The sequence below is a fragment of the Trinickia sp. genome (genome assembly GCF_035492435.1).
Taxonomy (GTDB): Bacteria; Pseudomonadota; Gammaproteobacteria; order Burkholderiales; family Burkholderiaceae; genus Trinickia.
Window position 1 is genome coordinate 1 of the sequence record NZ_DATJJF010000057.1, and the last position, 13,015, is coordinate 13,015.

General features: G+C 61.4%; 8 protein-coding genes. 5 read left to right on the plus strand and 3 right to left on the minus strand.

Annotated elements, in window-relative coordinates; all coding sequences use genetic code 11:
- Positions 1–3,670: NAD-glutamate dehydrogenase (locus VL598_RS04790; protein ID WP_325325551.1), on the plus strand; the 3,670-nt coding region annotated here is incomplete at its 5' end.
- 267 nt (positions 3,671–3,937) lie between these two features.
- On the plus strand, positions 3,938–6,355 hold the full coding sequence (locus VL598_RS04795; RefSeq protein WP_325325552.1) for a mechanosensitive ion channel family protein: 2,418 nt from the start codon (positions 3,938–3,940) through the stop codon (positions 6,353–6,355).
- A gap of 81 nt (positions 6,356–6,436) precedes the next feature.
- Here the strand turns inward: VL598_RS04795 and flhC are convergent, their stop codons facing one another.
- The 3 genes from flhC to VL598_RS04810 form a co-directional block, all read right to left on the minus strand.
- Positions 6,437–7,018, minus strand: coding sequence for a flagellar transcriptional regulator FlhC (flhC, locus tag VL598_RS04800; protein WP_325325553.1), 582 nt, complete (start codon positions 7,016–7,018; stop codon positions 6,437–6,439).
- A gap of 10 nt (positions 7,019–7,028) precedes the next feature.
- Positions 7,029–7,349 (minus strand): flagellar transcriptional regulator FlhD, encoded by a 321-nt coding sequence (flhD, locus tag VL598_RS04805; RefSeq protein WP_325325554.1) that lies wholly within the window; start codon positions 7,347–7,349, stop codon positions 7,029–7,031.
- A gap of 302 nt (positions 7,350–7,651) precedes the next feature.
- Positions 7,652–8,077, minus strand: a complete 426-nt coding sequence (locus VL598_RS04810; protein ID WP_325325555.1) for a diacylglycerol kinase — start codon at positions 8,075–8,077, stop codon at positions 7,652–7,654.
- A 377-nt stretch (positions 8,078–8,454) separates the two neighbouring features.
- On the opposite strand from VL598_RS04810, the gene bcsB reads away from it, so the two are divergent.
- From bcsB to VL598_RS04825, 3 genes are all read left to right on the plus strand, one after another.
- A complete protein-coding gene (bcsB, locus tag VL598_RS04815) occupies positions 8,455–10,683 on the plus strand; it encodes a cellulose biosynthesis cyclic di-GMP-binding regulatory protein BcsB (protein ID WP_325325556.1) in 2,229 nt (742 codons plus the stop codon).
- A gap of 60 nt (positions 10,684–10,743) precedes the next feature.
- Positions 10,744–12,018, plus strand: a complete 1,275-nt coding sequence (bcsZ, locus tag VL598_RS04820) for a cellulose synthase complex periplasmic endoglucanase BcsZ (protein ID WP_325325557.1) — start codon at positions 10,744–10,746, stop codon at positions 12,016–12,018.
- A gap of 122 nt (positions 12,019–12,140) precedes the next feature.
- On the plus strand, positions 12,141–13,015 hold an 875-nt coding region (locus VL598_RS04825; RefSeq protein ID WP_325325558.1), incomplete at its 3' end, for a tetratricopeptide repeat protein.

Here is a 13,015-nt window from a genome sequence, read left to right on the forward strand (position 1 = left end):
TGCGCTCGGCATTTTGCGATTGCAAGAGCATCAGCGGACGCGGCTCTTCGTGAGGCGAGATCGCTTCGAGCGTTTTGTCTCATGCCTCGTATTCGTCGCGCGAGAGAAGTACAACACCGACATGCGACGCCGGATCGCAAAACTGTTGGCCGAAGCCTTTAACGCCACCGGCGTCGAGTTCACGCCGTTACTGTCGGAATCGCCCCTTGCCCGCATTCACATCGTTGTTCGCACGGCGCGCGGCGCGCTGCCGAGAGTGGATGCCCATGATCTCGAGGCACGCCTGATTCAAGTCACGCGCCGCTGGCAGGACGATCTGGCCGATGCGCTGATCGATCGGTTCGGCGAAGAAGAGGGTAATGCGCTGCTGCAGCGCTATGGCGATTCGTTTCCGGCCGGCTATCGCGAAGACTATGCGGCACGTACCGCCGTGCGCGACATCGAGTTGATCGAGACAGCGCGCGAGCGCGATGCGCTTTCGATGAACCTGTACCGCCCGATCGAAGCCTCCGCGAGGGCGTTTCGCTTCAAGGTGTATCGCGTCGGTGACGCGATCGCGCTTTCACGCAGCTTGCCGATGCTCGAGCATCTCGGCGTGCGTGTCGGCGAGGAACGACCGTACCTGATCGAGCCACAGGGCTTGGCGAGCGCGTGGGTGCATGACTTCAGTCTCGAGCTGGCGGATGACGTGGAGTTCGACATCGAGCGCGTTAAGGCCCTCTTCGAAGAAGCGTTTGACCGCGTATGGAACGGCGAGATCGAGAACGACGATTTCAACCGGCTGGTGCTGCTTGCGCAGATGGATGCGCGCGAGGTCGCGATTCTGCGTGCCTATGCGAAGTACCTGAGACAGGTCGGCTCAATGTTCAGCAACACATATATAGAGCGCGCCGTCACGGGCAATCCGGCTTTGTCACGCCATCTTGCGGAACTCTTCATTGCGCGCTTCGACCCTGCGGCCGATTCGCGGCGTGCGGCGTGCAGCGAGGCACTGCAACGCGGCATTGAGGAAGCGCTCGATCAAGTGCCGAATCTCGATGAGGATCGCATTCTGAGGCAGTTTCTCGGCGTCATCATGGCGACGGTGCGCACGAATTATTTTCAGCGTGATGCGTTCGGGCAGCCACTGCCTTATTTGTCGTTCAAGCTCGATCCGCAGCGCGTGCCGGGTCTACCTGATCCAAAGCCGATGTTCGAAATCTGGGTCTATTCGCCGCGCGTCGAGGGCGTTCATCTTCGCGGTGGACGGGTTGCGCGCGGGGGACTGCGATGGTCGGATCGGCGAGAGGATTTTCGCACCGAAGTGCTGGGCCTCATGAAGGCGCAGATGGTGAAAAACGTTGTGATTGTGCCGGTCGGTTCGAAAGGAGGATTTGTCGTCAAGAACCCGCCGTCCACCGGGGACCGCGACGCGTTCATGCGCGAAGGCGTTGCTTGCTACCAAACGTTTTTGCGGGGGCTCTTGGATATCACCGACAATCGCGTCGGTGGTGCCGTCGTGCATCCACGCGAAGTCGTGCGGCACGATGGCGACGATCCTTATCTCGTAGTCGCTGCGGATAAAGGCACTGCGACGTTTTCGGACTACGCGAATGCCATTGCACGTGAGTATGGCTTCTGGCTCGACGATGCTTTCGCATCGGGCGGCTCCGTCGGCTACGACCATAAGAAGATGGCCATCACGGCGCGGGGTGCATGGGAATCGGTCAAGCGCCATTTCCGTGAGATGAGCGTCGATACGCAGACGACGGATTTCACCGTCGTCGGCATCGGCGACATGTCTGGTGATGTGTTCGGCAACGGTATGCTGCTATCTCGCCACATCCGTCTCATTGCCGCCTTCGACCATCGGCACATCTTCCTGGATCCGACTCCAGATGCCGAAACGAGCTTCGCTGAGCGGGCAAGGCTTTTTGCACTCGAGCGTTCGAGCTGGGCAGACTATGACGTTGCATGTATTTCGTCGGGAGGTGGCGTTTATCCGCGCACCGCCAAGTCGATCGCACTCTCAACCGCGGTACAGGATGCGCTGGGAGTTCGGGCCGACGCACTGACACCCAACGAACTCATACGCGCGATCCTGCTCGCGCCCGTCGATCTGCTCTACAACGGCGGCATCGGCACCTATGTCAAGGCAGCGCGCGAGACGCACGCGCAAGTCGGCGATCGCACGAACGATGGTGTACGCGTGAGTGCGATCGATTTGCGCGCAAAGGTTGTGGCAGAAGGCGGCAATCTCGGTGTGACACAGCTCGGACGTATCGAATATGCGCAGAATGGCGGACGGATCAATACCGATGCGGTCGACAATTCTGGTGGCGTCGATTGTTCGGATCACGAGGTCAATATCAAGATTTTGCTCGGCCTCGTTGTTGCCGACGGTGAAATGACGGAAAAGCAACGCAACGCGCTCTTGGCGGAAATGACCGACGAAGTCGCACAGTTGGTGTTGCGCGACAACTACCAGCAAACGCAGGCCCTTTCGATAGCAGAGCGTTACTCGGCGGAGTTGCTGCAGCCGGAAGCGCGGCTCATGCATGCACTTGAACGCTCGGGGCGGTTAAATCGTGCGATCGAGTTTTTGCCGACCGACGAGGAGATTGCCGAGCGGCAGGCCGCACAAACCGGTCTCACCTCGCCTGAGCGCGCAGTGCTCGTCGCCTACAGCAAGATGTGGCTCTACGACGAAGTGCTCGAATCCGATTTGCCCGAGGATCGGCTCGTCGCGGACAGGCTGCACTTTTATTTTCCCAAGCCACTGCAAGCGAGATTCGCTTCGACCAGTGAGCGCCATCCATTGAGACGGGAGATCCTCGCGACGCATCTGGCCAATGCCCTCGTGAATCGAGTCGGGTGCGCGTTTGTGCATCGTATGCAGGAGGAGACCGATGCCAAGGCGAGCGAGGTCGTCCGAGCTTGCATCATGGCGCATGATGTGTTTGACGTCGAAGGCATCTGGCGCAGGATAGAGGCGCTCGACAATCGCGTCACCAATGACGTGCAGGCGCGCATGTTCGTCGATGTCGCCAGGCTCGTCGAGCACACCGCCCTCTGGTTTTTGCGGCACTTTCAGTTGCAGACTCGGGGGCGTGCGCAAGAGAGCGTGGCGGCACTGATCGGCCGTTGCCGCAATGCCGCGCAACGTCTGATCTCCGAGCTTGAAAAGCTGCTGCCTGACAGCGATCTTCAAGCGCTGCACGCGCGGCATCGCACCCTTGAGGAGGCGGGTGTCGACCGTGAGCTTGCCATGCGCATTGCGAGCGGCAATTTTGCCGCGGCGGTCCTCGATATCGCCGACATCGCGTCGACGGCGGGCCAGCCGCTCGAGCAGGTCGCAAGCGTTTATTTCGCGCTTGGCACCGTGCTCAATTTCGGCTTCGTCACCGAGCGTGCCAGTGAATTGCCGACGCAGACGCAATGGGACGTGCTCGCACGCGCCGCCGCACTGGCGGAGATTGCGCGGCTCAAGCGGGCGCTCACCGCAAACGCGCTTGCCGAAGAAGAGGACGGGCGCCGCGGCAGCGCCGCAGCGATCGTGCAGGCCTGGCGCGACAAACGCGCGATGGCGCTCGAGCGCTACGATCGGTTCTTCAGCGAGCAACGCGCATCCGGCGGTGGCAGTTTGTCGATGCTGTTGGTACTGCTACGCGAAATGGCTGCGCTCGAGTGAGCGTAACGCCCGTGCGCAGAAGGCATTGCGCGTGTGACATGCCCATCGCTTTGCCACAGGCAGAACGCGACGTATGGCACAGCGTTGGCATGTGAGATTTGGTAAGGCGGGTTGACGCCGCTCGCACGTCATTGCACCCTGTCGTCTGAACTGTTTGCGCAAGAGCGCAGTGTCAAAGGCACCCGGCAACGCACGGGTGCCAGGCGGAAGAAACGCGGCGTGGTCCGCTTTCCGCAGTCGTCTTTCGTACTGACTCTAATTTTCTCTATGCGCAGATTGATCCACGTCGCGTTATTCTTTTTCTTCCTCAGTTCCATTGTCTACGCGCAGTCGCCGGCCTTAGCGCCGGCTGCTGCCTCCAATCCCTCGCCGGTCATTCTCACGCCCGATCAGGCTCGGCACGCGCTCGAGGTGCTCGACGATCCCAATGCGCGCGCGAAACTCGCCGATACCCTAAGGGCGATAGCGGCCGCCGGGGCATTGAGTGCGCCGCCCACCGGCGCCAGCACCAGCACCAGCACGCCGGCCGCCGCCGCCGCGAGCGGTGCATCCGCCGTTTTGGCCGCCATCGCGGAGAACGGCCTCATCTCTCAGGTTTCACGCCAAGCGGCGATGAGCCTGCGTAACGTCGGTGCGGGCGTGCGGCGTTCGGCCATGGCATTGCTCGAAATACGTTCGGTCAGTGCCTGGTGGAACCATGAAATTTCGAGCCCTACGGGACGTGCGCGGCTGCGTGAGCTTGCAGGCACCCTGTGCGCGACTTTGTTGCCGGCCTGGCTTATCGGCGTGCTCGTCGGCCGTGCTCTAAGAAAGCGCATCGGGGCACTGGGCGAAAATGGATCATCTTGCGGTTCTGCTGCCGACGTAGGCAATGGTGGAGCCCGTGAGTCAATCCCTGCGGCCAACGCTGCGGGCGATAGCACACCCCGAGATCGCGATGCCGAACGCACCCGCAGCGAGCGCAACGCCGTCAAAGCGAGACGCCACTGGACGCTGCTCCAGCGGCTGCCTCGCGCGCTGTTTCACACACTGCTGAAAGCCATTCCACTTGCCGTCTCGGTGATCGTTGCTGTGCTCGCAATGTCAGTGCTGACGGATGACGGCACCCCCGAGGAACGGGTGCTGGATGCGCTGATTCAGATATTCGCCATCGCGCGCCTGGCTGCGTTGGCGTGCGAATTGGTGTTCGCATCCGACGCACCGAAGCTTCGGCTGTTGCCGATGTCCGACGCTACAGCCACCTTCGTAGAGCGTTGGCTGGTGAGGCTGATCGCCGTGGTGGCCACCGGTATCGCATTCGCGGAGGCGCCAGTCCCGCTCGGCCTTTCAGTCGAAGCCCATCAGGGCATCGTCAAGGCGGTCACACTGATCGGGCATCTCATGGTTGCCTTGTTGATCCTGCGTGTTCGGCAGCCTGTGGCGCAGTGGATCCGCGAGTGGAGCAGCCGCGCGCGCACGTTCGCGTTCATCGGGCATTGGTTCGCCGATGCCTGGGCCTTCATGGTCGCATTTGCCGTGATGGCACTGTGGTTCGTTTGGGCACTTGACGTGCGCAACGGATACCACGTGCTGATCGATCATGGCGGGCGGTCCATCGGCATACTGATCGGTGCACGGATCGTCGCAATCGTGGCAGACGGTGTGCTCGGGCGGATTTTCAGATTGCGGAACGGCGACGCGGATTCGATCGCGTTGCAGCGTGCATATCGTTATTACCCGCTGCTGCGCAGACTCATTTCGATCGCCATTGTGCTGATTGCTTTCGTGCTGATTTTGTCCGAGTGGGGTGTTCGTCCGTGGCAGGCGTTTTTCACGACAGGCATCGGCTCACGCCTGGCATCGGCGCTCACGACGGTGGGGATCGCGGGTGCCGCGGCGATTGTCGTTTGGGAGGCCGTGAACGTATCGATCGAGCGGCGACTTCACAAGTGGACGGCATCGGGTGACCTGATGCGTGCCGCGCGCTTGCGCACGCTGCTGCCGATGTTTCGCACGGCACTTTTCGTCAGCATTGCGCTCGTGGTGGGATTGACGGGCTTGAGTGAAATTGGCGTCAACATTGGCCCCTTGCTCGCGGGCGCTAGCATTTTCGGTGTGGCGCTTGGCTTTGGCTCGCAAAAACTCGTGCAGGACTTCATCACGGGTATGTTTTTGCTCATGGAAAACGCGTTGCAGGTGGGAGATTGGGTGACCGTTGCGGGCGTCTCCGGCACGGTCGAGTACCTGTCGATTCGTACGGTGCGACTGCGCGGCTCCGACGGCTCGCTGTTTACCGTACCTTTCAGTTCCGTGACGACAGTCAACAATACGAACCGAGGGCTCGGCAATGCGCAGGTGCGCGTCAACATCGCGTTTGGTCAGGACGTCGATCTGGCGATCCAGACGCTCAACGAGATCGGCGCGTCATTGCGCGAAGACTCGCGCTTCAAGGATGGCATCCTGGCCGACTTCAGTTTTTGGGGGGTGGATCAGGTGGACGGTGCGATGTTGGCACTCGCCGGCCAGATGCAATGCCGCGATACGACGCGCTGGGCTGTGCAGCGCGAGTACAACAGACGCATTGTTGAAATGTTCACGGCACGCGGAATCGAAATCGCGAACCCTTTGCAAATGCTGATAACGCCGAGTGGCACGCCCGCACTTGCGAACATCGCGTCGGCGCCGGCCCCCGGCTCAACCGCGTAACAGGCCGGTGGCTTGGCATTGGTCTCGAGCGCAATGGGCTGTGGCGACCGATCATTGGCCCCGTGTCGGGCCATGCTTCGCTTAGGCCGCCCGAGGGGGAGTCGCTACCTCGGCGGCCTCGGCCGCAGCAGCCTTGCTCGCAGCCATCTTTCTAGTTTTCCCGGCGCGCGATGGCGGCTGGCAAGCGCCGCACACGACGTTGTGCTGCAATTCGTGTTTGTGTGCGATGAACTTTCCGCCGCAGCGGCAGCAAGGCGTCAGCTGCAGCATGTCGGCGTCAAAAAAACGCACGAGCGTCCATGCTCGTGTGAGATCGAGCACGGGCTCGCAATCACCGTATTTGCAGTGCTCGAGGTAGAGGCGGTAACCCTTCGTCAGCGCATCCAGGTGCGAGCAGCCCGCTTCGTTCTTCAGGAAGAGATAGGTGTTGTAAAACAGCGACGCATGAATGTTGGCGAGCCACGTCATGTACCAGTCCGCCGAGAAGGGCAGCATGCCTTTGGGAGGCGACACCCCTTTGACCTCGCGGTAAAGCCGAATCATGCGGTCGCGCGATAGCGACAGTTCGCTTTCGAGCACCTGCATGCGCGCGCCGAGCTCGATGAGCGCGATGGCGCGGAAGACTTCTTGAGCGTCCTCGGTAAGACTCTTCTTCTGAGACATGGCGTACCTGTTACACGAACTGCTCGGCAGACTGGCCTGCAAGAAGAATGGCCGTGTGCGTGGCCGCGACTTCTGCGTTTTTTGCCGTTTGAGTCAGTGCAGACAGCATCGCATGGTCGTTGAAGCGAAAAGCGCACAAGAGATGGGGCGATGAGGCCAGCTTCACGCATTGGGCGAGCGACAGCCCGGCAAGCAGATCGGCAAGCTCCGTCGATAACCCCAATCGGAACATGCCAATGGCCTTGTCCTCGCGCAGCATTCGCTGGGCGAGCATGATGTACGAAAGGTTAATTTCGCGGATAGAGTCCAGCGTTTCCCTGCTGTAGTCCATTTCTCACGCTTCCAAAGCCCCGTTGGTTGTTTCCGGTAATTTGATACCGTGTCGCTTTCTTTCTTTTTTGCGCCTGCACAATCGCCAAGCTGTGGCTTAGTCAACGGTTAGGACGCGTTACATCTTGTAACAACAGTCGGAATGCATTGTACGAATCGATTTCATGGAAAGCAATGTGTTTCTAAAAAAGTGCGGAAAAAAGACAATGGCGCCGTCCCCACAAATTTTTTGAAACATTGACAACAGAAAAACGGCGCGAATTTTTCGCGGCTGAAAGAAAATTGAAACAATTGTTGATCTTGTTAAAGCACTCGCAGCAGCCACTGCATGAGAAGAGGGCCACCTATGAAGCCCCACGCTATCGCGCAAATGATGAGCGCGATCATGACTGCTGCACTGCCGCAATCCTTGGCTCGACGCGAAAGCTCATGCTGCTCGAGCGAGATCCGGTCGATGGTCGCCTCGATGGCGGAGTTCAGCAACTCGACGAGCAAAACGAGCAGCACTGAACTGATCAACGCGATGTGCTCGATCGGCTCGACCGGCATCAGTGCGGCGACAGGGATCAGCACCGTCGCACATGCAGCTTCCTGCCGAAAAGCACTTTCCAGGCGCAACGTCACGAGAATGCCGTCGAGTGAATGCTTTAGCGCGTGCAGCCCGCGTAGCCATCCGCTGCGCTTGCGGGGCAGTGAATTGCGGGGAGGCAGATCGTTGGAACCGGTCATATCGGTTAGCCACCATCGATTGCGTCAATTGCAACTAGTCTGTCACAGAATTCTGCATTGCTTGCGTGCCTTTGCGCGGTGATGTCGTGACGCACGGCTGTCCTTCGCTCGTTGGATGCAGGCGGCAGAAGGAAGTGGGGGTTGTGTTATGCCCCTGGCATAGATCCATCCCAGGGTTAGCATTGTTCCTCGGTTCGCAATTATTCGAGTTGGCGTTCCCACCCAGTTTGTCCTATATCTAATTTGAAGAATATTTCATCCGATAAATAAGAAACCGGGCTTGCTTGCGGTTCTTTGGAGTCGGTTAAGAGGCCCGTCGCGGACCTGCACGCGTCCGTCCGCGATGCGGTGACTCGCGCCGTATCACCGGGCCGTCAATGAACCTGATCCTATCGCTTTGTCTATGGCTGGCGGCGTTCATCGGCGCCCTTTACGCCACTGTGATTGAAGCGGCATCGACGCCGGCGCCCGCTGCAACGGCGCCTGCGGCGAGCGCGCTTGACCTCACTTTCGCCGCGCTCGGCGCGTACCAGCCCCTGCGCTTGCGCGGCGTGGATGACGCTCGCAGCGTCAATGTCGGCGTTCGTCTCGATCGGGTGGTGACAGCGGCCCGGTTGCGTCTGCGGTACACGTATTCTCCTGCGCTCGTGTTCGAGCTATCCCACCTCAAGGTATCGATCAACGGCGAAGCAGTGGCGAGCGTGCCCTTCGACCGCGGACACGCGGGGCAGTTGGTCACGCAGGAAGTCCCGCTCGATCCGCGCTTCTTTACCGACTACAACCAGATCGGCCTGCAGCTCATCGCGCACTACACCGTTGATCATTGCGAAGACCCTGAGAATACGGCGCTTTGGGTGGACATCAGCCCGACGAGCGAGGTCGTGCTCGACACCGTGCCGGTCCATTTGACCAACGACTTGGGGTTATTGCCCGCGCCATTCTTCGACCGGCGCGACGCACAACGCCTTGTGCTCCCGTTTGTGCTCCCGCCATCGGTCGACGACGCGACACTGAAGAGCGCCGGCGTGCTCGCATCGTGGTTTGGTGCACTTGCCGACTATCGGCGGGCTCGTTTCCCGGTGCTTGCTGCACTGCCGACGGACAGCAACGCAATCGTCGTCGGGACTTCGGCACAACTGCCGGCATCGCTGGATCTGCCGAGCGTGGCCGGGCCGACGTTGGCCGTTCTTGACAGCCCAGCCTCGCCGAGCCAAAAGGTTCTCGTCGTGACGGGGCGCAATGCCGCGGAGCTCGAGCAGGCCGCCGATGCGCTCGTGCTCGGCAAAGCTGCCATGTCAGGGTCATCGGTGCAAGTGGCGCGCGTGGATATCGGGCCGCCTCGAGCGCCGTACGATGCTCCACGCTGGCTGCCAATCGGCCGGCCTGTTCCGTTCAAAGAGATCGTCAACGATCCCGGCCAATTGCAGGTGCGCGGCAGTCAGCCGGATCCGATCCGCCTCAATCTGCGCGTTCCGCCGGACATTTTTTCGTGGACGGGGCAGGGCGTGCCGCTCAATCTCAAGTACCGCTATACGGCGCCTACTGTGCAGAACGATTCCGCGCTGGCCGTTGCCATCAACAATGAGTTGGTACGCTCGTTTCGCTTGCCGCCAGCCACTGCCGATGATGCGCGAGGTCGACTGCAACTGCCGCTCTTCCTAGGCACCGATGTGAGCTCGACGAAGGCGCTCGACATACCAGCGTTTCGCGTCGGCAGCGACAATCAGCTGCAGCTCTCGTTCAATCTGAGCTCGCAAAAGACGGGATTGTGCGAAGGTGTCGCTCAAAATCCCGCGCGCGCGGCGGTGGATCCCGATTCGACAATCGACTTTTCGCATTTCGTCCACTACGCGCGCATGCCGAACCTCGCGTACTTCGCCAACAGCGGATTTCCATTCACGCGCTATGCCGATCTCTCGCATACCGCGATCGTGATTCCGTCTCAGCCGACGCCAGAAGACATCGAGGTGTTGCTGACGATGCTCGGGCATATGGGGCGATGGACGGGCGTTCCGGCGTTGCGCGTGCAAATCGCACGCAGTGTCGAGGCAAATGGGCTGGACAAGAAGGACATCCTTGTCATTGGCGACAGCGGATCGGGCGTCGTGCCCTCCAGCTGGCAAGCGGCCGCGCCGCTGACCATCGAACCGAGGCCTGCCGGGCAGGTTGCGAAGACGGCCTTCCAGGTGCGGGAATCTTGGCGTGGCGATGCGAAGTCATCGCAGGGCAGCGCCCATCTCGACGAGAGCGGCTCGCTCGCGGCCGTCCTCGGTTTCGAGCGGCCCGGGAGCCTCGGCCTCAGTGTGGTAGCGCTGACGGGTACGGATCCGCAGCGCCTGCAGCAGCTGCTCGACGTTTTTGAAACGCCTGGCAGCATCGCGCAGATGCAAGGGGATGTCGCACTCGTGCGCGACGGGCGTATCGAAAGCATGCGAGTCGGCGACACTTATGTTGTCAGCTATGTCCCTTGGTATGCCCAGATTTGGGGGCGTGCCATGCGTCATCCGATCCTGCTCGGTGCACTGGGTGTGCTTGCCGGTCTGCTTGTGGCGATGGGCGTGTTCACGGCACTGAGAGGGCTGGCAGAGCGTCGGCGGGGAATCTGAACGATGCGCAGCCACGGGGGATGGCGATCGTCGCGCAACGGGCCTCGTCGAGCGCTCGCGATGTTCGTCGTCGGCCTGTTGCCGACTGGCGGATTTGCTGTGCCGGCGCTGGCGAGCGATGCTGCACCCGATGTGTCATCCGTTGCAGCGCCTGGCGTCGTGCCAGTTTCTGAGGCTAGCACCCTCCGCCCCGCTTCGCCGACGTTGGTGCCGAACACATCGGTTGCCTTCTTACCTCCTTTCGTGCCCCTAGCGGCTTGCGCGGTTGGATGGCCAGGGTGGGAACGGTTCAAGCACGATTTCATATCTGCCGACGGGCGCGTTATCGATGTCGGCTCGGCGGACGTTCGAACCGTCTCGGAAGGCCAGGCGTACGCACTTTTTTTCGCGCTGGTGGCCAACGATCGAGAGGCGTTCGACACGATTTTGGACTGGACGGAAAACAACCTCGCTCAGGGGGACCTGACGGCCCGCTTGCCGGCGTGGCTCTGGGGCCGTGCGCCGAACGGCAACTGGGAGGTACTCGATGCCAACGCAGCAGCGGATGCCGATCTTTGGATGGCCTATGCATTGCTTGAAGCGGGTGCGCTTTGGCACGCGCGAAGCTATACAGCACGGGGGGCTCGGCTTGGGAGACGCATGCTGGACGAAGAGGCGGCGAATCTGCAGGGGCATGGCCTGACGTTGCTGCCCGGTCCTACTGGCTTTCATCCCGCGCCGGACACATGGCGTCTCAACCCGAGCTACACGCCGCTGCAACTGATCAATGGCATCGCTACGCGTCTTGCCGACGATCCACGCTGGGATCGACTTGCGGCAAGCACCGTCCGTATGCTCAAGCAAAGTGCGCTGCAAGGGTTCGCCCCGGACTGGACGCTGTACCGCGCTGGATATGGCTTCGCTCCCGACGCACAAACCCATGCACGAGGCAGCTACGACGCGATACGCGTTTATCTCTGGCTTGGGATGCTCGATAGCAGCAATGCCAACGCGAAGGACCTACTCCACCATTTCGTGCCTTTCGCTGATTTTATCGAGACGCGCCACGGTCCCCCTGAAACGGTTGATACAGCGGCGGGTAAAGCCGGGCCGAACCTGGGCAATGCCGGGTTTTCAGCCGCGGTTGTGCCGTTTTTGTCGACGCTTGGCCGCGTGGCGCTCGCCAGCGCTCAGGCTGCGCGTGTCGAGACGCTCAATGCTCAAACACCGCCCGGCTATTACACGAGCGTGCTTGCGCTTTTCGGCCTCGGCTGGCGCGACGGTCGCTACCGCTTCATGGCCGATGGCACGCTTGCGCCGGCGTGGAGGATATCGTGTCCTGCCGCCGCGCACTGAACTGTCTCGCCCGTCTGGCGATTGCCGCCTCCTGGGCGCCGCGCCTCACGTGCGCCGTTTGGGCTTGTTCGGCGGTCGCAGCGGCACCTTCGCCGGATCGGCCTGACGACGTTCGAGGGGACGTGTCGCCGTTGAAGGCCGCTGCCTCCGAGTCGACGTCGCAGGCTCGTCTTGCGGCGACGGCGCGGATGTGGGCTGCCAAGCATCGCGACGATCTCGCCGCACAAGCAATCGAGAAGGCCTTATTGATCGCGCCGGATGATCCAGACCTGCTCGCCCAGGCAGTGCGAATTCAGCTGAGACTCGGCGATGCACGCAAAGCGCAAGCGCTGCTCGCGCGCCTAAAGGTGGTCGCGCCGGGCGACGTTACGACACTACAGACGGAAGACGAGTTCCGGGCGCTGACGAACGGTCGCGAGGAACTGGCAGCCATCCGGCTGTTGGCGCGTACCGGTCGCGCTCAGGAGGCGGCGCAGCGCCTGCTTGCCATGTTCCCGCATGGCGCGCCTCGCGGGGCGCTCGGCGCCGAGTATTACCGGATCGTGGCCGGTGTCCCGGAAAAACGCGTGACAGCGCTCGACGAGCTGCGACGACGCACGCAGCAAGACCCGTCGGATACGGAAGCGGCGCTCGCGCTGGCCGATCTGCTGAATCAGCGCAGCCAGACGCGTAGGGAAGCTAACCGGATCGTTTGGAGCCTCGCGCTTCGCGACGACATGGATCGTACGGTCGTAATGAATCACTGGCGGCGCGTGCTGCAAGCCGCCGGCGCGGACCCGGCCTACGCAGAATCTTTTCGCGCCTATCTGCGCATGGCGCCGGGCGACAGCGAGTTCGAGCAAAAGCTGGCGGAGAACAACGCTGCAATCGAAGCGCGCAAGGAGCTCGAGCGAGATCCCGGATACATCGCTCAGCAGCAGGGCTTGCGCGCATTGTCACGCGGCGATCTCACGGCCGCCGATACGTTGTTGTCGCGAGCTGTGCAAGTCCGTGGGAC